This window comes from Streptomyces sp. NPDC002088 (genome assembly GCF_040296605.1).
GTDB lineage: Bacteria > Actinomycetota > Actinomycetes > Streptomycetales > Streptomycetaceae > Streptomyces.
Window position 1 is genome coordinate 1 of record NZ_JBEOXO010000054.1, and the last position, 23,267, is coordinate 23,267.

22 protein-coding genes and 6 pseudogenes are annotated in these 23,267 nt (G+C 68.0%); 12 read left to right on the forward strand and 16 right to left on the reverse strand.

Annotation, left to right across the window (positions count from 1 at the left end):
- Positions 1-92: 92 nt before the first annotated feature.
- Complete coding sequence (locus ABT114_RS48405) at positions 93-254, reverse strand: hypothetical protein (RefSeq protein ID WP_351153265.1); 162 nt, start codon at positions 252-254, stop codon at positions 93-95.
- A 258-nt stretch (positions 255-512) separates the two neighbouring features.
- Positions 513-641, reverse strand: a pseudogene (locus tag ABT114_RS48410) (NUDIX domain-containing protein); the annotation flags it as partial.
- Positions 642-922: 281 nt separating this feature from the next.
- On the opposite strand from ABT114_RS48410, the gene ABT114_RS48415 reads away from it, so the two are divergent.
- The 3 genes and pseudogenes from ABT114_RS48415 to ABT114_RS48425 all read left to right on the forward strand — a co-directional run.
- Positions 923-1,897 (forward strand): phosphotransferase family protein, encoded by a 975-nt coding sequence (locus ABT114_RS48415; protein ID WP_351153268.1) that lies wholly within the window; start codon positions 923-925, stop codon positions 1,895-1,897.
- A gap of 147 nt (positions 1,898-2,044) precedes the next feature.
- Entirely contained in the window at positions 2,045-2,449 is a 405-nt protein-coding gene (locus tag ABT114_RS48420) for a hypothetical protein (protein ID WP_351153270.1), read from the forward strand.
- A gap of 12 nt (positions 2,450-2,461) precedes the next feature.
- A pseudogene (locus ABT114_RS48425) lies at positions 2,462-2,659 on the forward strand (peptidyl-tRNA hydrolase); the annotation flags it as partial.
- Between the two features lie 195 nt (positions 2,660-2,854).
- On the opposite strand, the gene ABT114_RS48430 reads toward ABT114_RS48425, so the two are convergent.
- From ABT114_RS48430 to ABT114_RS48465, 8 genes are all read right to left on the reverse strand, one after another.
- Positions 2,855-4,591 (reverse strand): hypothetical protein, encoded by a 1,737-nt coding sequence (locus ABT114_RS48430; protein WP_351153273.1) that lies wholly within the window; start codon positions 4,589-4,591, stop codon positions 2,855-2,857.
- A gap of 394 nt (positions 4,592-4,985) precedes the next feature.
- Complete coding sequence (locus ABT114_RS48435; RefSeq protein WP_351153276.1) at positions 4,986-5,321, reverse strand: helix-turn-helix domain-containing protein; 336 nt, start codon at positions 5,319-5,321, stop codon at positions 4,986-4,988.
- Positions 5,318-6,505: a tyrosine-type recombinase/integrase gene (locus ABT114_RS48440; RefSeq protein WP_351153279.1), complete on the reverse strand. Its 1,188-nt coding sequence runs from the start codon at positions 6,503-6,505 to the stop codon at positions 5,318-5,320. The genes ABT114_RS48435 and ABT114_RS48440 overlap by 4 nt, the downstream gene beginning before the upstream one ends.
- Positions 6,506-6,621: 116 nt before the next feature.
- Positions 6,622-8,025, reverse strand: coding sequence for a methyltransferase, FxLD system (fxlM, locus tag ABT114_RS48445; protein WP_351153282.1), 1,404 nt, complete (start codon positions 8,023-8,025; stop codon positions 6,622-6,624).
- Positions 8,022-10,013, reverse strand: a complete 1,992-nt coding sequence (locus tag ABT114_RS48450; protein WP_502988526.1) for an ABC transporter ATP-binding protein — start codon at positions 10,011-10,013, stop codon at positions 8,022-8,024. The genes fxlM and ABT114_RS48450 overlap by 4 nt, the downstream gene beginning before the upstream one ends.
- Entirely contained in the window at positions 10,010-10,477 is a 468-nt protein-coding gene (locus tag ABT114_RS48455) for an NUDIX domain-containing protein (RefSeq protein WP_351153285.1), read from the reverse strand. The genes ABT114_RS48450 and ABT114_RS48455 overlap by 4 nt, the downstream gene beginning before the upstream one ends.
- A complete protein-coding gene (locus tag ABT114_RS48460; protein WP_351153288.1) occupies positions 10,474-11,349 on the reverse strand; it encodes a phosphotransferase in 876 nt (291 codons plus the stop codon). The genes ABT114_RS48455 and ABT114_RS48460 overlap by 4 nt, the downstream gene beginning before the upstream one ends.
- Positions 11,350-11,643: 294 nt before the next feature.
- On the reverse strand, positions 11,644-12,594 hold the full coding sequence (locus ABT114_RS48465) for a hypothetical protein (RefSeq protein ID WP_351153291.1): 951 nt from the start codon (positions 12,592-12,594) through the stop codon (positions 11,644-11,646).
- On the opposite strand from ABT114_RS48465, the pseudogene ABT114_RS48470 reads away from it, so the two are divergent.
- Positions 12,566-13,078 (forward strand): annotated as a pseudogene (locus ABT114_RS48470) (transposase); the annotation flags it as partial. The gene ABT114_RS48465 and the pseudogene ABT114_RS48470 overlap by 29 nt on opposite strands.
- Positions 13,075-13,551 (forward strand): GNAT family N-acetyltransferase, encoded by a 477-nt coding sequence (locus tag ABT114_RS48475; protein ID WP_351153294.1) that lies wholly within the window; start codon positions 13,075-13,077, stop codon positions 13,549-13,551. The pseudogene ABT114_RS48470 and the gene ABT114_RS48475, both read left to right, overlap by 4 nt.
- Here the strand turns inward: ABT114_RS48475 and ABT114_RS48480 are convergent.
- Both ABT114_RS48480 and ABT114_RS48485 read right to left on the reverse strand, forming a co-directional pair.
- Positions 13,524-13,751 (reverse strand): helix-turn-helix domain-containing protein, encoded by a 228-nt coding sequence (locus tag ABT114_RS48480; RefSeq protein WP_351153326.1) that lies wholly within the window; start codon positions 13,749-13,751, stop codon positions 13,524-13,526. The genes ABT114_RS48475 and ABT114_RS48480 overlap by 28 nt on opposite strands.
- Before the next feature lie 100 nt (positions 13,752-13,851).
- Positions 13,852-14,262, reverse strand: a pseudogene (locus tag ABT114_RS48485) (ISL3 family transposase); the annotation flags it as partial.
- A 136-nt stretch (positions 14,263-14,398) separates the two neighbouring features.
- On the opposite strand from ABT114_RS48485, the gene ABT114_RS48490 reads away from it, so the two are divergent.
- Positions 14,399-14,620 (forward strand): hypothetical protein, encoded by a 222-nt coding sequence (locus tag ABT114_RS48490; RefSeq protein WP_351153296.1) that lies wholly within the window; start codon positions 14,399-14,401, stop codon positions 14,618-14,620.
- 223 nt (positions 14,621-14,843) lie between these two features.
- On the opposite strand, the gene ABT114_RS48495 is transcribed toward ABT114_RS48490, so the two are convergent.
- Positions 14,844-15,710 carry a phosphotransferase gene (locus tag ABT114_RS48495; RefSeq protein WP_351153299.1) on the reverse strand — a complete coding sequence of 289 codons (867 nt, stop codon included), beginning with the start codon at positions 15,708-15,710 and terminating at the stop codon, positions 14,844-14,846.
- Between the two features lie 184 nt (positions 15,711-15,894).
- On the opposite strand from ABT114_RS48495, the gene ABT114_RS48500 reads away from it, so the two are divergent.
- The 6 genes from ABT114_RS48500 to ABT114_RS48525 all read left to right on the forward strand — a co-directional run bounded on the left by ABT114_RS48500 (position 15,895) and on the right by ABT114_RS48525 (position 20,645).
- Complete coding sequence (locus ABT114_RS48500) at positions 15,895-16,239, forward strand: hypothetical protein (protein WP_351153302.1); 345 nt, start codon at positions 15,895-15,897, stop codon at positions 16,237-16,239.
- An 80-nt stretch (positions 16,240-16,319) separates the two neighbouring features.
- Entirely contained in the window at positions 16,320-16,529 is a 210-nt protein-coding gene (locus tag ABT114_RS48505) for a hypothetical protein (RefSeq protein ID WP_351153305.1), read from the forward strand.
- Between the two features lie 197 nt (positions 16,530-16,726).
- Entirely contained in the window at positions 16,727-16,867 is a 141-nt protein-coding gene (locus ABT114_RS48510) for a hypothetical protein (protein WP_351153308.1), read from the forward strand.
- Positions 16,851-18,407 carry a terminase large subunit domain-containing protein gene (locus tag ABT114_RS48515; RefSeq protein WP_351153311.1) on the forward strand — a complete coding sequence of 519 codons (1,557 nt, stop codon included), beginning with the start codon at positions 16,851-16,853 and terminating at the stop codon, positions 18,405-18,407. Before ABT114_RS48510 ends, ABT114_RS48515 begins: the two co-directional genes overlap by 17 nt.
- A gap of 93 nt (positions 18,408-18,500) precedes the next feature.
- Entirely contained in the window at positions 18,501-19,298 is a 798-nt protein-coding gene (locus ABT114_RS48520) for a hypothetical protein (protein WP_351153314.1), read from the forward strand.
- 354 nt (positions 19,299-19,652) lie between these two features.
- On the forward strand, positions 19,653-20,645 hold the full coding sequence (locus ABT114_RS48525; RefSeq protein ID WP_351153317.1) for an immunity 49 family protein: 993 nt from the start codon (positions 19,653-19,655) through the stop codon (positions 20,643-20,645).
- A gap of 420 nt (positions 20,646-21,065) precedes the next feature.
- Here the strand turns inward: ABT114_RS48525 and ABT114_RS48530 are convergent, their stop codons facing one another.
- The 3 genes and pseudogenes from ABT114_RS48530 to ABT114_RS48540 all read right to left on the reverse strand — a co-directional run.
- Positions 21,066-21,560, reverse strand: coding sequence for a hypothetical protein (locus tag ABT114_RS48530; protein ID WP_351153320.1), 495 nt, complete (start codon positions 21,558-21,560; stop codon positions 21,066-21,068).
- Positions 21,557-22,015 (reverse strand): annotated as a pseudogene (locus tag ABT114_RS48535) (transposase); the annotation flags it as partial. The gene ABT114_RS48530 and the pseudogene ABT114_RS48535, both read right to left, overlap by 4 nt.
- An 894-nt stretch (positions 22,016-22,909) precedes the next feature.
- Positions 22,910-23,174 (reverse strand): annotated as a pseudogene (locus tag ABT114_RS48540) (ISAzo13-like element transposase-related protein); the annotation flags it as partial.
- Between the last annotated feature and the right edge of the window lie 93 nt (positions 23,175-23,267).

The following is a 23,267-nucleotide window of genomic DNA, read 5'->3' on the forward strand; positions in this document are numbered from 1 at the left end:
TCCGGCGAGTACTTACTGGGTGGCGCCACTTCTTCCTCGTTTCCTCTTCAGGACAACCCTATTGGGTCCCTGTCCGGAAACTTCGTGGCCCCTCACCCGTCCTCTCCCGCGGTTCCTTCGCGCAGCAGACTCATAGCCAGGCCCGTGACGGACACACCGAACCCGAGCACCGACGTCAACGAAGGGGTGTCGTCAAGATCTCCATTGCTGCCCGTCACGACGAAGACCACGCCTGTGACGACCACCGCCGCCATCCAGATGCCATGCCGCCAGTACCGCATTGCGCGGCCCCCCGCCCCCGGCTTCCCCCTGCCTGGAGAATACGTTCCGCCACCGCCCCTGGGAACGGAAGAGCGCGCACTGACAGGGACGTGCCGTACCGAACCCCGCCCTCTCGAAGAGTCGGCCGACAACCGGCAGTTACCGATCGCTACCAGTGCTCGTGATCACCCGGATTTGCTCGGACGGTGCTCATGGGCACTGGGAATTGCTCACGTTTTTCCGGAACCTTCGACGTGGTCGACGAGCGTGCCCAGGAGCCTGACGTCGCCAGAGCGGGCGATCAGACCGGTCTCCTCACCGAGTTCGCGGACCACCGCGGCGTCGAAGGACTCCCCGGCATCTACGGTTCCGCCGGGCAGAAGCGGGCGGGTTCGCGGATTTCTGGCCGGGGAGTCGCAGGAACCCACACATGAGTGGTTCCTCGACGGCTTTGAGTATGGCGGGTTCGGGGCCTGATGCTGGTGCGCTGGTGTATTCGACCGCCACGAGTTCTCCGCGGGCAGTTCAGCAAGTCCCTGTCAGTGATCTTGGCTCGCGGGGCGCGGATTCGGTTAAAGCCAGTCGGCTCCTCGATGGTGCTCCCGTAGGGTTCGCGGGTTAACGCGATGGAGGGGCGGTTCGGAACGTGGCACCCAGGACAGTGACGCGGAAGCAGTTGGCGGGGGCGGCGCGCGCCGCGCTGGGTGGCGGGCGGCGGCTGGAGGGGGTCAAGCGGGTCGCAGGCGGCAGCAAGAAGGGTGTGTACCGCCTGGTAATGGACGACGCGACGACTGCGATTGCCTATTTGTGGGACGACACGGAGAACTTCTGGCCGGCGGCCGAGGGTGACGACGATCTCACCGACCCGTTCTCGCCCGGGCTCGGGCTCGATCTGTTCCAGGCCGCGCACGCGCGGCTGGACGGGCTCGGCGTCCGCGTTCCGGCGATCCGTCTCCTCGACCGCGACGGCGCTTACTGCCATGCGGACCTTGCGATCGTCGAGGACCTTCCGGGGGAGAGCCTTGAGGAGTTGCTCGCGCGCGCCCCTGACGCGGCGGCTGTGGTCATGGTCCGGCTTGCGGAGTCGCTGGAGGCGATGCGACGTCACCGTGCACCGGCCTACGGCAAGGTGGCCGTGGTCGATGGTGGAGGAACGTCGCGCGGTACGTCTTGCGAGGGTGTGGTTGTTGACCGCGCGCTGCGGGACCTTGCCGAGGCGGCCTCTCGCGATCTGCGGATTATGGGTGTCCGCGGGCGGCTGGAAGAGCGGCTGCTGAGCCTGGCGGCGGCGGTGCGGCCACGCACGGAGTATGCGGTCGTGCACGGCGAGCTGGGGCCCGACCATGTGCTGGTGGATGCGGACGGGAACCCCGTGGCGATCGACATTGAGGGATTGATGTACTTCGATGTCGAGTGGGAGCACGTCTTTCTGCGAATCCGTCTGCCTGACGCCTACCAGCCGCTGGAGGTGGACGGTATGGACGAGGACCGGCTCGCGCTCTACATGCTCGCGCAGCGGCTTTCGCTGACGGCGGGTCCCTTGCGGCTGCTTGACGGGGACTTCCCTGATCGGGCCTTCATGGCGGGTATCGCCGAGTACAACCTGAAGCAGGCACTGAAACTGGCCCACGCCTGAACTCAGACGCGGAAGGCTGAACACTTCCTCGCCTCCGTTGGATTGGCCAGTGCCCTCATCTGCTACTGCCGGTGCGCACAGGGCGGATGTCCGTGAAAACGGCAGGGAAGAGGGCCAGGTAGCGTGACGAGGACGGGAGGAGCAGGAATGAATGTGGTGTGGGCGGCGACGGCACTGGAGACCGGCTGGTTCTCAGGGCTCGAACGGCACTCGAATGCCCAGGACCTTGAGGCTCACATCAAGGCCCTCGGAACCGGCCTCGGCCAGGGCTACCTTGAGATCCGGCGGCCAGACGGCGATCTCCCCTACTTGGCTCTGGGCTTCAAAGGAGATCACGCTGTCCTCCACCTCTTCGACAACTCTGGCGGAGTGTCTCTTCGTGCAGGCGATGATTCCGCGGCACCGAGCGCCGAGGTCGAAGTGGTGATCATGGACGAACTACACGCGTTCACCGTAGACGTCGCACTGTCCATGGATCATGCCTGGGGCATCGTTCACGACTTCATCCAGACAGGGACGTCTGGTGAACTGAGTGATTGGTACAAGTTGTAGGCAGGGCTCCTGGCCTTGCCCGGGATCACCGTGACGGGCAAGGCGGCCGAGGTGCGGGTGTTTCCGCCCGTACCGCTCGACGGGAGGCCCAAGGAGCTGGCCAGGCTCCAGGTCTCCGGTACCGATTTGGACGATCCCGAGCCGCCCGCGGCGGCGGACCCGGCGGCCCCCGTGCTGTGGCTCAGCCCGGACCTCGACATGTCGGCCGGCACGTCAACTGAGACCTCTTCTTACCCATGCGTCTCAGTTCTCAGCGAGGGACAGGGCCGCCACGGTGAGGATGGGCCGTGTGGATGTACTTCATGGCAGTGGTGATGGAGATTCCGAAGACACGGACGAGGTGGACTGGATCTTCGGTCTCGCGAGCCTCGTCCAGGATTCTGTCGGCGCGTACAGCGCGCAGAGTCAGACCGGCGGGATCGAAGTGCCTGTAGACGTAGTCCGCGGAGACAGGATCGGTCGCGTTAGCGGTCTGTTGAGTGACCAGAAGGTACGAGTTGACGGTGCGTGGCCAACGCTGATGGCGGTACGGAGCCAGGCATGCAGTAGGGCAGCTGTGGTGTCGTCGAGGTGGACGACGTGACGGCCATGGGGGCGGCGGATCAGAAGTTGCCGTCGGGTAAGCAGAACGTCGGAGAGGACGAGGTTGCGCAGGTCGGTGCCGCTGGTTGTGTGGAGGGCGACCAGGGCGAGAACCAGGCGGGTAGCGGGGTTCGAGCTGGTCTCCAAGAGCCCGGCCAGCCGGTCGGGGGCCAGGGTTGTGGGCAGGGGTTCCTGACGGGTGATGCGGAGTCCACGAGTGGGGTCAACGAAGACGAGCTTGGCGTGTTTCAGGGCTCGAAAGAGCGACCGCACCGCCACAGCGCGCTCGTGGGCGCGTGGGCCTTTGACCGCGGTGACAGCGTCCGTGACGTCAGCCTCCGTCACCTGGCGCAAGGTGGTGTAGCGAGTGGTCCAGTCAGCGAGTGGCGTGGCCAGGTAGATGAGGTAACGGCGCAGGGTGGCGTAGTCGGTGACGCGGTGGTGGGACCTGCTAGCGCCACGCAAGACCCCGACCCACGTGCCGAGTTCGTCGCTGATTCGTGGAGGGAAGGCGGCAATGGTGCGCTGGACGAAACCCTCGTCGCGGTTGCGCCGCCGCGGCGAGGTGACGAGCTGCTCGCGTTGGTCCAGGAAGGCGACAAGCCCGCGAATGCGCCCCTTGCCGCCGAACACGCGGTGCAGCGCCCGGAGCTCATCCTCGCGGAAGACGGTGTCGGCGCCCAGCCAGGTGGCGGCCACTCGTAGAACCCGAGCACAGGGCTCGTGGACCTGCTGGTTCCAGCGGTTCTCGGTGGTGTACCGGGCGAAGTCCGCCAGCAGGGCCTTCACCGGCGGTAGAGGGACCGGCAGCAGTGCTCCGGCCAGCGGGCGCCAGTCCCGCTCGACCTCAAAGATCGTCGCCTGACCTTCAAGTACGGCTGGCGGACTGAGCTCCCGGCGCTCCGCGAGGAGCTCGCGACGGGTCGCGCTGCCGTTTGCCAAGGACGTTCCCGCAAACCGTAGTTGTCGCCAGGTCGAGGCGTCGGTGTCAGGTCCCAGCTGAAGGCGCTGTCGAGTGCAGTCGCGACATCGACCGTTGCGCAGGGGTAGCGGCCCGGCGCCACACCGACCGCAACATCCTCGCTGGTCAGCGTATATGCGACGCCAGTGCCTACAGGCGTCGCACACTTGGTTTCGGCCCCACGAGAGGCAGTGATCGCAACTTCGTGGCTGAGGTCGGGGGCGGGCCCGCTGGGCGTGCGGCAGCAGGACCACTTCGCGGTCCAGGTCAGGGGCAAGCCAGCCAGCCTTGTTCAGGACCCGGGTGACTCCGACGGGCCGGTGAGGCAGGGCGTCAAGGATCGCGGCGTCGACCAGGTCCTGGCCGGCCGCGTCGCGCGCCGCCAGCGCAAGGGCCAACATGTTCATGGCACTGACGCGCCAGGCACGCCCGAGGCAGTACTCGGCCTGCACCTGATCGACCAGCGGTTTGAGTCGGATCAGATCGTCTTGGAATCGGCTGCGAATCGCGACGGCGTGGCGCTCCAGCATCCGGTACGGCGCAGGGAACAGGGCCACTTGTCCACGGACTGCCGGCGGACAGATCCGCTCGTCGTCCACGACGAGGGCGGGGCGCTGAGCGCGTGCCCAGCCAGGTGCGTGGTAGCGGCCGTCAGTCTGCAGGCGGTAGGTGCCGGTGGGTAAGGCAGGCCGACGGACGGAAGCGGGCAGACAGAACGCGAGCTGGGTCCATGCCGGCTGCTCTGCGGCTCTTGCAGGTTCGAAGTACCAGGCCGCGTCGTACTCGGTGACAGCTACGACACACGCCCGGCAGAAGCCTTCATCGTTGGTGCACCACAGCCGCTTACACCGTCTGCACTCGCACTTCGCGTGGTTCCGTTTGGCGCGCCACTGGTGGCAGGGGGAGCAGAACGGTGACTGGACCCGCAGCCCCCAGCCGAGGCAGCCGGCGCACTGCCCCAGCGAGGGCAGGCGCTTTCGCCTTGGGGCCACCTCAGTTCGGTGGGAGCGACCTGGGCCGCCCCGCCCCGGTGGACCGGCGCGGCACCGGTCTGGGCGACTCACCCGCAGCCGTAGCGAGCCCCTCGTCCTGGGCCACCGGCGTCTTCCCGGCTACAGGTTCGGCGACGAGCAGGTCCGCGACCGTGCACTGAAGAGCAGCGCAGATCAGGTCCAGGTCGTCCAACCGCACCGTTACCGGTGTGCCCGACCAGAGCGCGGAGACCTTCGACATCGACGGAGTGAAGCCGACTTCTTTGAACACGGGCATCAGGTCACTGGGCCTCCAGATGCCTCGGTTGGCCGCTGCCCACCGCAGGTTCCACTTCACGACAGACCCCCCGTGTCCACGCGCAGTCGTTGTGCGGCCCGAGCCGACGAACGTCGGCTGGCCATCTCTGGATCGCTCTGAGCGGACAAAATGTACCGAACCGTGGTCGTCGTCCACTCATGGCCGAGTAACTTCTGCACCTCCCACAGCGACATCCCCGCCTCGTAACGGTGTGTGGCACAAGCATGCCGAAGCAGATGAGGAAAGATCCGCTCGACCGGACCTGCCAGGTGGGCCTCCGAGGCTCTCGCCAGCGCCTTCCGTAGCGTCGACGTTGTCACCGCCGGGCCAACAGGGTTCGGCATGCCGCCAAGATCTCGCGCCAGGCGCTCCGAGGGCCACACCGGCGACTCAGGGTGCTCCGGGTCGTCTGAGAACAACCCGCGGACTTCCTCCACGTACCACCACAGCAACTCACGTCCCTCGGCGAACAGAAACGCCTCTCGCTGCCGCGGCCCCGACCCTCGGGCGCCCTTGCCCTGGACGACGAACCGCCCGAAGTCGCCGGCCTCCCAGTGCAGGTCCTTCATACGCATCTGGCACAGCTCCGAAGCCCGTACCCCGGAGATGTAGATCAACTTCGCCATCACGTAGTCCCTGCACGCCACCGCCTCCTTGCGGGCGTGCGCCAGCTCCCGCCGCCAACCGGCGAAGAACTCGTTGACCGCCCGGGCCGACGGCGGCACCCGCAGGCCGAAGTCACCGCGGTGTGCGTGTCGGTTGAACGGATCGACCGGCGACTCGACCGCCGCCCCGAACCGCTGGAAGATCTCGTGCGCGTAGCGTTGCTCCAGGAATGCGAAGAAGTGGTCGATCCGGTTCAGCTTCGATCGCACCGTCGGTGCCTGGCGTTTGCCGACTCCGGCGAAGTAGCCGTCGACGTGGCGCGGCGTAAGCCGCCACGGCACGACACCGTAGTGGTCGCACACCTCGATCACCGGCTTCGTCAGCCCGTCCAGGGTGGAGGACGCCAAGCCCGCCACGTCTCGCGCCCACTGGTACTCAACCAGCGCGTCCATGAAGAACAGCTGCTCGTCTTCCTCGTCCGCCCCGCCTGCGTACCGGCGCTGCAGCAACAGCACATCGCTCAGCCCCGGCTCGCCGCCCAGCAACTCCGGCCCTGCGGCGGGCAGTTCACTGGGCGGCGGTACGAGGGAGAGCACGCGCGTCCCGGGATCTGCCATAGACGCTGAAATTACAGCAGTGAGTCCTGAAATTCAGGAGAACGGCCCAACATCTGGAGAGGCTGATAAAGGATCCCATCGCGCCTCCTGCCAGCCGAAATGGAACGACGCGCCGATCAGCCCCTCAGGGAACCCGCTCGTACTCCAGTTAGGGCCCACTGCCCTGAGCGCCAGATCGGCTTGTTCGCCGATCGCAGGTGGAGCAGGTAGCGACCCTCGTCGTCCGTGAGCAAGGCCGCCGTGCCGGGAACGACCGGCCAGTCGATCACGACGCGGGTGTGCTTCTTGACGAACACGTGCGGATCGTCACTCGCGGCCCTCGTGGCGCCCTCGGTGAGGGGGTGGATGGTGATCTGCGGGCAGAGGGCGGCGCGGTGGTTGCGCTGCCAGTGCTGGACCTGTTCGGCCATCTCCTGGGCAGCCAGATGGCCGCTGGGACCGTAGCCGTGGGCGACCAGCTCGTACACTCCGTTGCCGTCATCGCCGTCGGAGAAGCGCTCGGTGGCCAGCCGCGCGAGGGAGGGACCCCGCACGATCGCGGCGCCGGGCCAGTGCTTGGGCGGCGGGTTGAGGACCCCGTTGCGGCCACCGGGGTCGACGGAGAGGCGGCAGAAGCCGGGCAGGGCGCCGGCCAGGTAGAGGGTGAGGGCGTCGAAGGGTTCCTGGCCGCAGACGGTGACGTGAGTGTGCGCCACGTGCGGCTCGCGGGCAAGGGCCGGTGCGAGCTGGTCGACGGGCATGGGGGTGCCGTCCTCCCAGGACAGGTGGACGCCGGTGCCCGGGACAGTGCGGCGGTTGGCTTCCCAGGCGCCGGCGCCCTGCATGGCCACGAAGCCGCAGACGATGAGCGGCTCGCCGCTGTGGAGGGCACCATCGTTCTTGGTGAAGCCGATGGCCCACGTGTACTGGTGCAGACGTAGCGGGGCGACGAGGCGTCCGCCGTCGGCGAGGGCGTCAATCCAGGGGAGGTCCCAGGTGTCGACGGTGACCAGGATGGCGTCGAAGCCGCCGTCCGGCACGATGCCGACGGGCAGGTACTCGGCATCGGCGCTGACCACGCGGACGCGGTCGTATCCGGTCTGGGCCAGGTAGCGGGTGGCGCGGTCGGTGACGGCCGGGTCGATGTCGAGGGTGGTGACGCCGCCAGTGGGGCCGACGAGTTCGGCGATCAGGGCGGCGTTGTAGCCGCCGGAGCCGATCTCCGGGACGCGGTGGCCGGGCTGGAGGCGGGCGGCTTCCAGCATGTCGGCCTGCAGCCAGGGTGCCGAGATGGAGCTGGTGATGCGGCCGTCGTCGCTGTGGCAGGTGGCGACGATGTCGTTCGCGTACGCCTCCTGGGGAGGTACTTCGGGGGCGAAGGCGTGCCGGGGCACGGTGCGCAGGGCCTTGTCGACCGCGGGAGTGCGGATGTGGCCGGCGTCGGCGAGCTGGTCGGCCAGATGGTGGCGCAGTGCGCCCGCCTCGTCGAGGCCGGTGGTGGGAGGTGTCGTCACGGCGGGCCTTTCGGTCGAGCGGGTCATGCGGGATCCGCGACGGTGGGTGCGGCGGGGTTCGGGATGCTGGCGTTGGGGGCGTACTGGGCGGCCTGCGCGTCGAACATGGCGGCGTACCGCCCCTGCGCGGCGATGAGTTCTTCGTGGGTGCCGTGTTCGGCGAGGCGCCCGTGAGTGAGGACGTAGATGCGGTCGGCGTGGCGGACGCCGGACATGCGGTGAGTGACCAGGACGACGGCCCTGTTCGGAGCGGCGAGACGGCGGATACGGTCGAAGGCTTCGATCTCGGCTTCGGGGTCCAGGGCAGAGGTGGGCTCGTCGACGATGAGGACGCTGTCCGCCTGCGATGTTGAGCTACGCCAGTGCGTGCGGGCGAGACCCACTTTCTGCCATTCCCCGCCGGACAGTTCGATGGCGCCGCGGAACATACGGGCCAGCAGACTCCGCAGGCCGTCGGGGAGTTTGGCGATGACCGGGCCTGCTCCGGCATAGTCGACGGAGGGCTGCAGATCCTGCGGTGTGGCGGCGTGGGCGGGGCGGCCGAGGCGGATGTTCAGCGCGGCGGTCACGGGCCAGCGCTGGAAATCCTGGGTGAGCAGGGAGACGCGCTCGAAGACCTGGGAGCGGTCGAGGTCGCTGATGTCCGCCTCGCCCCAGCGCAGGGTGCCGGCCTGGGGCAGCAGCATGCCCGACAGGATCTTCATCAGTGTGCTTTTGCCGGAGCCGTTCTCGCCCACCACGGCGGTGACCGAGCCCATCGGCAGGGTGAGCGACACCTGGTCCAGGGCAGCTGTGTCACGGTCTGGGTAGCGGTAGGTGACGCGGTCGAGGACGATCTCCTTGATCTCTTCGGGGACCGGATTGCCGCCCTCGGGGATGGTGCGCTGTGCTGCCTGGGCCAGGAACCGGCCGTGGTCGCGGACGTACAGGGACTCCTCGTGCAACTGATTGATGTTCATCACCAGCGCGCCCAGGCTCGCCGACCCCGTCCGCACCGCGATCACGGCGGTGCCGGCGATGGCGAGGCTCATGTGACCGGCCAGGATCAGCCAGAACATGGCCCCGTATGTCGCGGCCATGGCCAGGCCGGACAGCGCGGAGGCGACCCACTCCGTCAGGGCCTTGCTGGAGGCGAGGCGTTCCTGTTCGGCCTCGGCGCTCTCGGCCATGCGCTGGTAGCGGCTGAGGAGGAAGGCGCCGACGGCGTGAAGCCGGACCTCCTGGGCGGCGCTGCGCTCGGTGAGCAGGTTGCCGATGAGTCGGCTGGCCCGCACATGCTCGATCCAGCTCATCACCGACACGTACCGTTCCTGGGCCACGCGCATGGCGCCCCAGCCGCGCGGGGCGGCGATGAGGATCAGCATGGGCAGCAGGACGGGGTGGAGGACGGCGAGGACGCCGGCGGTGGTGACCAGGGAGATGAGGCCGTTCAGCGCGGCTACGCAGGCACCGATCATGCGGCGGGCAGAGCCCGGACCGTACTGGGCAACGTCGACGAGCCGCCGGAAGTCGGGGTCGTCGATGGCTTCCAACTCGACACTTGCGGCGGCGGCCAGGTACTGGGTGGTGGCGATCCGCTCGACCATCGGCTCCAGGCGCCCGGCGCGAGAGGTCGACCACGCGGAGAGGGCGGAGTTGACCACACCGATGGCGGCGGCGGCCAGCAGTCCGGGCAGCAGCGCGTGCAGCCGCTGGGCGGCGTCGCCGCTCCCGGCGAGCAGGGCATGCATGACGGCGTTGATGGCGAGCAGGGCGACGGCCGCGGCGACGCCCTGGCCGATCTCGCTGACCGCCACGGCGAGCAGCGCCCGCCGGTCGGCGCTCCACGCCATGCGCAGGGTGGTGCCGACGAGGGCCGGCATGGAGCGCAGCGCTGACATCATGGTCAGGTCCAGGCCCGCGTGCTCGTGGTGGGACCAGCCCATGTCGTAGCGCAGCGGTCCGCCGAACAGCTCCTGTTCGGCGTCAGAGACCTGGGGTTCGGCCATCTTCACCGGTCCGAAGAACCTCTTCACCGGGCGCCTCCCGAGGTGGGCCAGTTCAGTGCCCGGTACGACGGGCCGCGGGTGAGCACGTGGAAGATGGCGACGGTGTAGCGGTGGCAGTCCGGCGGGGGTTTCTCCATCAGCACCCAGAACAGCCCTTCGTGCTTGTCCGGCTCGGCGTTGCGCGGTGCGCCGGTCCAGGACTGAGTGACGAACACGGCGGTGATCCGATCCGTGCCCCCGGGCTCGTGGTGGTGGACGAGGCCGCCGAACTCTTGCTGGTCGGCGCTCATGCGGACGCCGGTCTCTTCCTTCGCTTCGCGCCGTGCCGCGCGGTCCAGCGGTTCGCTTCCCTCCAAATGGCCTCCGACAACGGTGAGCTGTCCCGGTGCCAGGTCCGTGTTGGGTTTGCGGCGCACGCACAGGACGGCGCCGGTCGCCCGGAGCATGATCTGGGCCACGTCCGCGATCAGCGGGTGAGGAGCTTTACTCAACGCCGTCCCTCCTGCATCAGTCGCTTGACGGTGGCCCGGCCGCGCGCGGTCACGAGTGCGTCGCCGTACCGGGGGCCGTACGCGAGAGCACTGGCCGCGTCGGCTGCGGCGAACGCCACGAGCGCGCACTCCTCGGCATCGGACAGAGACCGGCCATACCCCTCGAACAGGGCGGTGCGCAGCTCAGGGTGGTCCGGCCATAGGGAGGTGGCGAGCTTGACGAAGTCGGAGACCAGCGGGCCCGGTTCGCTGCGCTCGAAGTCGATCAGCGCGCAGCGGCGGCCGTTCCACAGCAGGTTGCGCTCCCAGAAGTCCCCGTGGCGCCACCCGGCGGGAAGGGGGCCGAGGCCCGGCAGCGTGCTCACGAGGCGGCGCAGCGTGTCGGCTTCGGCGGTGGACAGGTGGTCACTGGCCTCCGCGATGTGCCTGTCCAGCCCGGACTGTGCACTCTCGACAACGAGCGCGGCCTCGTCCTGCGCCTGGTGGCCGGGCAGAGCCTCGTGAAAGCGGCGCAGGAGCTGGCCGGCTTGCCGGTGGGCGGCGCGGCGGCGCGCGAGCGACTCCTCTCCCTTCAGCGGTTCGCCGTCCACCGCGGTGAGGATCAGGGCGAGCAGGTCGGCGGAGTTGTCTTTCAGGGCGGGGGCGTTGCCGTGACCGAGATGAGGGACGGCTTCGCGGTAGGCGCGGGTCTCCCGGGTATACAGGACCGGCTTGGGCGCCACCTTCACGTAGTGGTCGCCGGTGCGTCCGGTCACCTTCCACACCTGGGAGTTCTCCCGGGGGTGCGAGGCGTCCTGCACGGCCTTCAGGGGGCCCAGGACCGTTTCCACCCAGGAGGCGAGGGGCGCCGGGAGGCGTGTGGAGTCCATCATGCCAGGTACCTCGTATCCGGTCGTGCCTCGTCGGCGAGGAAGACGGCGCCAGCGGCGGGGCGGGCGGTGGTGTCCGAGGAGGCTGCGGTGTTTTCGAACGCAGGATGAACGAGCGCAGGGCGGCGTACGGGATGCATGGGTGCTCCTCGAGGCGAGATGCGGACAGGTGATCGGGTAACGGGGGGTCTTCTGTCGCCGTCACGGGTATGCGAGGGCGAAATCTAGAACCTGATTTCGAATATTCGGGCTTCTCCGTGCGCGGCGGTGGCCTGCTGTGACGCTGTGTTCGATCACTCATGTGGGTTCCGGTACCTCCTGTGGGGGATTGCCAGGCGTGGGCGTGGCCATCACAGGGGCCAGTTCCGGGCGGAGATCGACGGCATGGCGCAGGAAGCTGCGCTTCGAGTAGTAAGTGTGCTCGGTCGCCCACCCGCGGGAGGAGAGATGGCCGCGGAGCCAGTCGTTGATGCGTTCCATTTCGCGCAGGACCTCGTCCTGGTCGTGGTCGAGGACGCTGCGGGAGCGGAGGTACTCCAGCTCGCATTGGGAAAGCACCACTTCGGATGCTGCCAGGAGCGAGCAGCGGTCGAGGAAGATGCCGTAGACGTGACCGGTGCGCATCGACTCGCACTGGATGTCGTATCGGAGGCGTTGGAAGGGCGGCATGGCCCGGACCTGGAGGCCCAGTTCTTCGCTCAGGTATGACTCGAATCGGTCGGGGGTGACGTCGAGGCCGGGGGTGAGTTCTTCGCGGCGGGCGAAGGTGTCCTCGGTGAACCACTTCCGCTTGAGTACGTGGCCGGCGGTGGCGGTGGGGATGAAGGAGGCGTAGCCGATCTCGGGCTCGGGGCCGGTGACGTCGAAAAGGTGATTCTCGGTGTGGTGGATCTGGAACTCTTCCCGGTACTCCGGTCGGCAGCCTTCCAGTTCGCCGTCGCGCAGGGCCTTGAGTAGTTCCATGGACGCGGCCCAGATGTCTGGCGCCGGATCGAGGGTGTACTTGAACTCCAGCTCGGTGCCGGAGAAGTGCTTGCGAAAGTACCGAAGGTGGTTGTTGAGCGCCGTGCTCGACTCGGCGTGAGCGGACAACACCGGTTCGAGCCAACGCAGTTCCTCGGCCGGGCCGTGGTCGACCGGTTCGCGAGTGGTGCGGACGAAGCAGGCGTCCTCGAGGTGGAAGCGGATCTGCGCGTATGCGTGGTAGCCGCCGCTTGGGAAGGCCCTGGCCGAGGTGTTCCCCGCCACCCGCGAGCAAAGGTGCTGGGTTCGCAAAACGGCCAATGCCCTCGACTTCATGCCGAAGCCTGCGCAGCCCGGCGCGAAGAAGGCCATCCAGGACATTTACAACGCCGAGGACCGCGACCACGCCGAGGCGGCGATCAAGACCTTTGCCCAGCTCTACGGAGCGAAGTTCCCCAAGGCCGTCAAGAAGATCACTGATGACCAGAAGCAGCTACTGGCCTTCTACGACTTTCCGGCCGAGCACTGGATCCACCTGCGGACCACGAACCCCATCGAGTCCGCCTTCTCCACCGTCCGGCTGCGGACCAAGGTCACCCACGGCGCCGGCTCCCGCACTGCCGCCCTGGCCATGGTCTTCAAACTCGTCGAGTCCGCCCAGGCCCGCTGGCGGGCCGTGAACGCACCCCACCTCGTCGCCCTAGTCCGCGCCGGAGCACGCTTCGAACGCGGCCAGCTTGTCGAACGAGCCGAGGACCGGGCAGCATGACGGCCATCGGCCTGCGGCCGGCCACCTCCGCGGACAGCGAGTACTGCTTCCAGCTGCACAAAGCCGCCATGGGCACCTACATCACGGCCATCTGGGGCTGGGACGAGCAGATCCAACGCGACTTCCACACCCGCGTGTTCACCCCGGACCGATGGCAGATCATCACCGCCGACGGCTCGGAAGTCGGCATGCTCCACGTCGAGCACCGGCCAACGGAGATCTACCTAGCCCGGATCGAGCTCCACCCCGACCATCAGGGACGCGGCATCGGCAGCCAGCTGATCAGCAGCCTCCTGCACCAGGCCCGCCAGCAGGACCGGGACCTCACCATGGACGTCCTCATCGTCAACCAGCGAGCCCAGGCCCTCTACCGGCGACTGGGCCTGCACGAAGTCACTCGTCACGGCGAGAACGACATCAAGATCAGGATGTCCACCAAACGGCCTCAACCTGACCCGATCCACAGATCTTGACAATGACTCATTTGGCCGTAGCGGCGGGAGCCGGTGCCGCGGGACGCATCGTCGGGGGTGGAGGCGTGTGCGTAGCGGCGGACGGTCTTGCGGTCGAGCCCGAGGGTCTTGGCGATCACGTCGATCTGCACGCCCTTGTCGTACAGGGCGTGCACGGCGGCGTGGCGCTCGCGCCGCTTGATCGCGCGCAGCCCTTCCATTGGCGTCGGGCGTTTCCTGCTCGGCCGCCTCGGGGCGCGTAGTGGCGTCTGGTGCCGGCTCGTCGGTAGGCTCGACCAGGCAACTACGGTGTGCGGCACCGCATTTCTCGACCGCCTCGCACAGGTTCTTCCACAAATGAAACCTGTCCGCCACTTGTATCGCGTCGGGACAGGCGGTACGGACGGCCTCGGCGTATGCACTGGCCCGGTCCCTGCAGACGATCTCCGCTCCGGGGTGCGCACGTAGCCAGGCGGTGAGGGTGTCCGCGGTGCGGTCGGGAAGGATGCCCACGCGCTCCCCGGTCTCCATGTCCAGGATGATCGTCCCGTAGACGTGGCCCTTCTTCAGGGCGAAATCGTCCACGCCCAGGACCCGCGGTGCGGCGCCGACGTGCTTGTCCGGAAGCCGGCGCACCAGCCTGATCAGGGAGTTCGCACTCGTCGGGACGGACAGGTGGGCGGCCAGCCGGGCCGCGGGGCGCCCGGCCAGGCCCACGCTGCCGTGCCTCACCGTGTGGCCTTCTTAGGTTCGGCTCCGCCGATGCAGCGGATGTGAGTCAACGGCGGTAGAGATGAGGCCGTATGGGCCATCGGTGATGTTTTGCATCTATGCTCCGGTGTCGAGAGACGGGCGAGGGGGGACCGCAATGTCGGATGGCGTGCTCTTGTTGCTGACACTGATCTGGATGGCGATTGTGAGTCCCGCCGGGATTGCCGTGGTTCTCGGCCTCGTCTTTGTCCGGGACGCATACAACGGCGTCTCCGCTGACGTGGGGGCCATGACGAGGCGTAGAGGGTGGATCATGGTCTGGATCGGTGCGCCCATCTTCGTCGCCGCCATGTTCCTATCTCCGTGGTGGTGGGTGTAGTTGCTGGGCCGCGGCTGAGCCGGGCCACGATAGTTGGCACTAATCGGGCTGTGTGACCTGGGGCTCCCAACGACCTGGCCACGCTGGTTGGCACCGTCTGGCCAAGATTCTTGGCATCTGTAATGAATTGCCACGTTTGTTGGCACCGGCGCCATGGTTCAGCGCGGCAGCGAGGTCGGCGCGCATGGGTTCCTTGCCGCTTTCACGTGACCTTCGGCGATTTCTACAGGCCGCCCAGTCGCTTGTTCATCGTGTCGAGTGTCGGCCAGGGAGGGCCGTCGTGCAGTGCGCGCAGGAGTTCTTCTCCGAATCGCCTCCCGTTCGGAAACTGGTCGCCACGTTCCCAACGCCACGCTGCAACCATCGCGAGGACGAGCTGTCGGCACTCGTCCAGCAGCCCTTGGTCGACGTTCGGGTAGTGCTCGCAGACCGCCTCGGGAACATGGGCGAGGTCGAACTCGACGGGTCCGCGGCAGCACGTCTCAAGGTCGATGAACAACGGGCCGTTCTTCGTGCTGAGCACATTGCCTGGATGCGGCTCGCCGTGGAGCAGCTGTTCCACGGCGCCGCGGTCGTCGATCGCTCGTCGCAGGCTTGCTAGCCTGCCGCTGAGGAACACGCGGCCTGCGTCTGCGAGCTCCGGCGAGAGATCCGGGTTGGCAACAACTTCTTCCGCCTCCGTGATCCGGTCCGTGAACCTCGGGCTCGGCACATCGACCTTGCGCATGCCGACGTGCAGCTGCTCCAGCGCCTTGGCGTAGTCGACTGGTGAGGTGTGAGGTGTCACGGGCTCGTAGTAGGTCCACAGCGTCAGTGCGAAGCCATCGCGCGTGTACACACGCGGGTCCGCCCGAGGCTCCAAGGGACACACCGGGCATCCGACCTCGGCGAGCCGCTGAGCGAGCTCGATTTCGAACTGTGCAACCTCTTGTCCCACGGGGGCGACCCGGGCATGGACGTCGCACGGCATCAGTCGCAGCGCCAACTTGTTCGAGTTGTGCAGAACGATTGCGTCATCGGCCGGCAGGTCGAGCGATGCGGCGACCGAAGTCGCAGCCGCGATCGCACGCGTGAGGTCGGTTATCTCCACCCTCGGATCTTGGCATAGATGAGCGAGGGCGGTGCCGACCAGCGTGGCCAGGTGCCAACTATCGTGGCTCGGCACAGCGGCTGCACGGCTGCGATCGTTTCGACGTGGCCAACTATCGCTGCCAGTGGCCATCTACCGTTGCGCGTCGCACCGGCGCCGCCCCCCGGGGCGTACCGTCGAACGCGTGAGCGACACCAGCGACCCCATCCCCGAGCTGGTACCGGCCCGCCCGTGGCGCCGCGAGGACGGGCCCGAGCCGAAGGTCACCACCTACCCGCACCTCGGCGGCCCGGCACTCGCAGTGTGGTCACACGGAGCATGGCGATGGGCACCTGTCATGGCACGGCAGGACTGGGCGGACGGCCGCATCTTCTACCAGGTGTCGGTGAACCTGGACGGCACCAGCAGCGTGACGGTCCGCCTCTACCAGTGGCCGCAGCCGGGTCTGCGGATAGCGCAGCCCCCCACCGCCCACACCAGCGGGGACAACTTGCCCGCTCCACCCGGGCGCCGACCCCGGCCCCGATAACACGCCCGACCCCCTGGGATCTTGCAGTGCCATGATGAACGTCGGCGTGGGGGCGCGCAGCAGCGAGAGGAATCCTGCCGGTGGGACGCCCCGACAAGGCCGCGCGCGCCGCCATCGCACGGCGGCGGGCCGACGCCATCGATCTACACCTGGCCGGCGTGGACTGGGTCACCGTAGGCGGCAAACTCGCCGCCGATCCCACCGTCAACTCCGACCGCATCGCCTACCCCCAGGGCTACGGCATCGAGCGGTACACCAAGGGCCTGGCCCCCCCGACGACAAGCAGCTGATCCACGCCGCCTGCGAAGACGTACGCCTCGCCCTGAAGGAACGCACCACCGACCTGGACCAGAAGGTCGAGGAGCTGCGCGCGGTAGACAACCTGCGTCTGGACCGCCTGTTCTTCGTCGCCTACCGGCAGGCCGTCAAGGACGGCAACCTGCAGGCCATCGACCGCGCGCTGCGCATCCTCGAACGCCGCGCCCGCTTGAACCACCTCGACGCGGAAGCCCCCTCCAAGATCCTCACCCCGCAGTCGACGGGCGGCGAGCTGACCGCCGTTGCGCTCGACGAACTCGAAGCCCTCATCGGCATATCGGAGGAGGCCGCAAGTGGCTCGGACGACTAGCAGCGAACGCGAAGCCTCAGTGCTGGCCGCCTACCGCTCCAAGCCGCCGGCAGTGCGCCGCGCCATGGCCACGAAGGCCTCCCCCGAGCTGCGCGGCCAACTCGCCCGCATCGAACGCCACATAGCCATGGACGCCTCGCCCGGCGCGCTGGCCGCCGTCCTCACCGAGCGCCGCGAGATGCAGGCCCGCCACCTGCACCTCATCGACCAGGCGTGGATCGACATGGCCGAGGGCCGCACAGACCGCGTGATGATCACGATGCCGCCGCGGCACGGCAAGTCCCGCCGCGCCTCCCGCTGGGCGCCGCTGTGGTACCTGCGCCAGCACCCCGACCGCCGCATCATGATCGCCTCCTACTCCGGGGACCTCGCCGAGGAACACTCCCGGTGGATCTGCGACGCCATCGAAACCTGGGGCGACGAGCTCGGCATACGCCTCAACCCCTCCTCCCGGGCCGCGATGCGCTTCGACATCGCAGGCCACCAGGGCGGCCTCGTCGCGGCCGGTATCGGCGGCAGCCTCACCGGCAAGGGCGCCACCATCGCCCTCGTCGACGACCCCGTGCAGGACATGGCCTCCGCCGACTCGCCCAGCATGCGCCGCAAGACGTGGGAGTGGTGGCAGTCCGTCCTGCAGACCCGCCTGGAGCCCGACGGCGCGATCTGCGTCATCCAGACCCGCTGGAACGAAGACGACCTCGCCGGGCGGATCCTCGCGGACGCGCAGGCCAACGAGTGGAAGATCATCGACCTGCCCGCCCTCGCCGACAGCGACACCGACCCCCTCGGCCGCAGGCTCGGCGAGCCGCTGTGGCCCGAACGCTTCGACGCCGAACACCACGCCACCACCACCCGCCGCCGCGTCGGCGAACGCGTCTGGGCCGCCCTCTACCAGCAAAAGCCCCGCCCGCCCGAGGGCGGCGTGTGGCAGCGCGCCTGGATCACCGACCACCGGCTCACCACCATCGAGTTCGGCGGCCTCGACATGGCCCGCGTCATCGTCGCCGTCGACCCCGCCGGCGGAGAGTCCGCCATCGGCGACGAGACCGGCATCATCGGCGCCGCCCGCGGCTACGACGGCCACCTGTACGTCCTCGAAGACCACTCCGGGAGCATGGGCGCCAACGACTGGGGCCGCACCGCCTGCCTCCTCGCCCTCGCCCTCAAAGCCGACGCGATCGTCGTCGAATCCAACTACGGCGGCGACATGGCCAGACAGGTCCTCTCCCAGGCGTGGGAGCAGCTGCGCCGCGAAGGCACCACCAACGGCGCTCTCATGCCCCGCGTCCTCGAAGTCACCGCCAAAGTGGGCAAACGCCTGCGCGCTGAACCCATCGCCCAGCTGTACGAGCAGGGCCTCGTCCACCATGTCGGCGCACACGTCGCCCTGGAGGACCAGATGGTCACCTGGGTCGTCGGCATGGACAGCCCCGACCGCATGGACGCCGCCGTCCACGGATTGACCGAACTCGCCGACCCCGACCAGCTCGCCGCCGTCGCTGGACACATCCACAACGACCGCTTGGAGGGTCGGCGTTGAACGGTGCATCATGCGGCTGAGGGCCGTGCTGCCATGTGATCTCGATATGGCCAAGTTCAGCGGCGAGCGATTGCCTGCTGACATCATGCAGCCATGTCCGCGCCTTCATCGCATGCCAACCTCAATGAGAAGTACTACGGTTGCCGCCTCGGACGTACCCAACTGGACAAGATCGTCGACATTGCCTCCGACGGCCTGCCTCCTGGCGCCCTGAAGTTTTCTACACGACGCGACACCTACCACTTCGAAGCGGATACGCTCACAGACCTTGTCACAGCAGTGCAGGCGTCACCTGACAGCGGCGCAACGGATCAGTGGTCGAACCTTGCTATAGAGACTGCTGACCCTCAAGCACCTCAGCGCGTCGCCGTCCTGATCGACACCGACCGCACTGAGGTGCAACTGATCAGCTCCAACTCTACCTGGGCTTACGGCCAGCAAGCACGCCTTGAGAGGCTACTGAAGAAGCAAGCCGGCGCCCATGACGAGCGCCGGTCTCCGGCAGAGAAGAAGCTCCGAGGTGCGTTGTGGGGCGCCATGGTCTGGCTCGGCATCCTGCTGTACGCCATCTTCGAGGCACCGGAGTATCAGGAAGAGGTGACCATCGCAGGCGGAAAGAAAGTGCTGACCGAGCCTGCAGGCCAGGTGCCCACCAGCGCCTTGGTCTTCCTGCTCTTCCTTTTCCTGTGGTGCGTGGCGGGAGCATTCCGCCAGTTCCTGCGGCTGCGGGCGAGTCGACCGTCCCTCGTTGTCACGGCGGACTTGCCCACGGGCAACACCTGGCAGCGACTCCCCATGGCCGACAAGCTCGCAGCTCTCGGCCTGGCTGTCGCTGTACTCGCCATGGCAGGCACGCTCGCGTCGGCTGCGGCGGACGTGTTCAAGCCGTGAGTAAGCGTCGCCCTGAGACTGCCGAAACGGCCCCATAAAGAAAACGCCCGAACAAGCTCCCCCACTGCTACCCTCACCGCCCATGACCATCAGGGGGAAGGTCACCGCCGCAGGCTGCTGTACGCGATGTGGACGACCGACTGCTCCACCCTTCCCAACCAGGATGGCTGGAGTGGGCCGCCGACCGGTGGCCGTCGCTCGCGTGACCGTCCGGCCAACCTTGGTGCCGCCCACTAACGCAGCCGTGCCGGGAGCGCCGGGCCCGGAAAGATCCGCCTGACAGGCTCTAGTGCTGTCAGTGCCCGTTGATAACGTGCTTCGTCCAGTCGTGGAGTTCATGAAGGGACGGGGTACGTGCGGAATGTGACATGCCATCAGGTCGGCGAGCAGCGGTTGGCCGAGGCGCTCGACGACATCGACGGGCGGGCCTACACGCGGTGGCACTCGCTGCGGTACGGCAGCATCTCGCCGACGCTGATCCGGGCCATGGCGGACGAACTGCTCGACCATGTCGCCGCGCGAACGGTGACGGAGCCGGGGCTCGACGCTGCGGCCGGCACGGTCGCCGTCACCGCCGCGGAGTGTGTGCACGGAGTGCTGAGCATCATGTGCTTCCCGAGCGGGGACCAGGAACTCCGGTTCCCCCTCGTCGGGGAGCGGATCAGCACGGACCCGGACGACGACGAGTTCGGGGACGGGCCCATCACCTTCCGGGACGTCGTCAGGGAGGCGCCCACCGCGCGGACCTGGCTCGACATGTTCGAGATGTGTGTCGTCAGCGGGCATGTGTGGGACTGGGAGCGGGTCACCGGGCTGCTGCTGCGCGGCGACTACGCGCCCGCCATCCGTGACGGCGTGCCCTACAACCGGTACACCTCCGTCTCCGACCCCGCCGACCTCGCGGCCATGGACGCCCTGTGCCCCTATCTCACCGAGGCGGCCGGGCATCTGCCCCGCGACTGGCCTACGGTTCCGCTGCGCAAGCCGGACGCCGGGGAACGCGCGGAGGCCGCCCGGCGGCTCGACGAGGTCGGCGACGCGCTGAGCGCGGACCAGCGGCTGCTCCGCGTACTCCTCGACGACGACCAGCACGCCTTCGAGGACGCCCTCGTCGCCCGGCTGGTCGCGTACCGGGAGAGCGTCGAGACCGATGCCGTTGATCCCGCGCCCCGGTCCCTCCTCCCCCTCGGCACCCTCGCCCTGGCCTGCCTCGCCGTCCAGGTCCATGGATGGGAACTCGGTGTCCGGTCCGGGTATCTGCCGTACGGTCTGCTGGGATCGCCGGACGCGCCGCGCCGGGCGGCGGAGGGGAACCGGAACAACTTGGGCTGCTGGGCCGCCAAGTAGGCCACCCGGGGTGCGGAAGTGGGCCTGGCCCGACATCCAGGACATCGTCGTGGAGACGGACTCGTCCCCACCGAGGCAGCGCGTACGTCTGTGCGATAGCCAAGGACGGAAGACCATCCTGCCCCACGTCGGCGAACGCCATCTGCCGGATCTCCACGCCCTGCGACCCCGGTAGCCCCGACGGCGCCGAGCCTCAGTCCGTGTCTTTCGCGATGATCCGGAAGACACGGCCTAGCCCTGCGTGGCAGCGCGTCGCGCCGCCACGTATTCGGACCAGTTTCCGCCGGCGAGGGTGGCCCAGCGTTCGGCTGTCTGGGGGGGGGATGCCGAGCAGGTCGGCCATGACCATGGGCGGCAGGTCTACCAGGGCGTCCATCATTGCGGTGTTCCGTGCTGCGCGGGCGGGCAGACCGTGGTGTCTCAAGGTGTCGGCGAGACCGAGGGGGTTGCGGGGGGAGCAATAGTCAAGAGTTGTGGTTGCGACCTTCTGCAGTGGGTGCGGTGATCTCGGCTGCCGCGCGCCCGGCTTCCTCTCGCACGTCCGTGTCGGGGTGGTTGAGGAAGGGCTCGATCAGCGGGCGGGGCCTGGGGGTCGTGCGTCGCGCCGAAGATGTAGAGCGCATAAGCGAGGAGCTCGGTCTCCATCGTCGGCATGGCGGCGGCCAGCGGTTGGACGATGCCCAGCGGCAGGCTGTGGTGGTTGAACGCTTCGCTGATCGAGTTGAGGGCAGACTCCCGGACCATGGCCACCGGTTCGTTGACGGCCAGGCCGACCAGGCGTCCGACGATCAGGCGAGTGGAGTGCGCGTCGAGTGCGTTGTCGCGCAGGAGGTCCCCGAGGACCGAGGCGGCGACGTCTCGCCGGTTCGGATCGCGGTCGGTCAGCGCTTCGAGTGCAGCGACCATGTCCTTCACGCGGCCACCTCGGTGCGCTCGACCAGGATGCCGTTCTCGAACCGCGCGCCCGCGCGGACCAGGGGCACCAGGTGCGCGCCGGTGATCGCGCGCCATCGCGCTTGAGCGGACTCGACGAGCTTGAACACCATGGCGAGCGCCGCTGCCGGGCTGCCGGCTCCGCGGGTGACCTTGGTGCGGAGCTTGACGGTGGAGAAGGTGGACTCGATGGGGTTGGTGGTCCGTAGGTGGATCCAGTGCTCGGCCGGGAAGTCGTAGAACGCCAGCAGCTCGTCCCGGTCGTCAGTGATCTTCGCGACGGCCTTGGGGAACTTCGCGCCGTAGGTGCGGGCGAACGCTTCTATCGCCCGCTCGGCGTGGGCTCGGTCCTCGGCGTTGTAGATCTCCTGCATGGCCTTCGTCGCTCCCACCTGCGCGGACTTCGGCAGAGCGTTCGTGACGTTGCGGGCTTTGTGAAGCCGTAAAGAATCAACTTGTCGGTGTGTTGGTTTGCTCGTCCGTGGCGGCGAGGAGATCGGGGGCGGTGCGGTAGCGGGTGGTAGCCGGGGGTGGGAGGAGTCCGCTTTCTGCAAGCAAGGGCCGGATCTCGCGGACGACGTTCCCGATCGAGGACCTGCTCACGTCGCCCAGTGCGTCGGCGAGGACGTCCAGGGTGCACAGTTTCCGCAGGTAGAGGAGGGCAACCACGACCCGCTCTCTGTCACCGAGTTTCTGGGGGAAGACGCCGCCGCGGCTGCCCGGCTGGCGAACGGCGCCCCGGCGCTGGTAGGAGGCCCGTTCGACCTGCGCGAGCTGGCGTGGGGCGAGGCGGCGAGTGAGTGCATCCAGGTCCGTGCGGGACATGCCGGTAAGCCGTGGGTGGGACAGACTCTCCATGATCCGGGAGCGGGGTGGGGCCTTGTCGGTGTCGAGGAAGGACATCAGCGCGTCCGCTGTGGTGAACCGGCTGGGGGCGTATCCGGGCTGATGGCCGTGGTCCTCCAGGACCCGGCGGGTCTCGGCGACGAGGTGGCCGATGCATTCGGGGGTGACCTCCAGCATGCCGGCCAGCAGCTTCATCGAGCACACTTGCCGCTGGTAGAGGAGCGTGAGCATCACACGGGCGCCGTCGTCGAACAGCGGCTTGGCCCGCTGGTTGCCGGTGGCGCGCCGGGCCCGGCTACCGCGCTGCTCGCTGTAGCGTTCCTGGGACCGGGCGGCCTGCAGCGGGGCCAACTCGGCGCATAGGTCCCCGAGTTGCGCGCTACTCAGCCCGGTCAGACGGGGGTCCGTCAGCCGGGTCAGAAGCTCGCAACGCCGACCGGAAACGCCGTGCGCCTCGCTGGTGGGCAGAGTCTGCGGCGTGGAGGACTCGGGCAGCAGGGCATAGTTCCACTGACCGTGCACCTCGTGCCGGACCAGCGGCAGCGCGGCGAAGCGGTCCTTGCTGATCGCGATGCCGGTGGGGTAGTCGCCGGAATCCAGATGGGCCTCGACGCGCAGGCCGGCCCGGGTGCGAGTGGCGGCGATCGTCTCAATGACGACTTCATGGCTGGTCAACGGCCTGCCGCGCCAGCTGTGGGTGATGTGGGAGAACAGCCGGTGCTCGATTTTGTTCCATTTACTTGTGCCAGGACAATGCCGTTGCTTGACTACTGAACTATCGAGGGCTGCAACGTGATGACCTTGGCGGTGATCCGCCGAGTCGGTCGCCGGTCCCGGGTATTG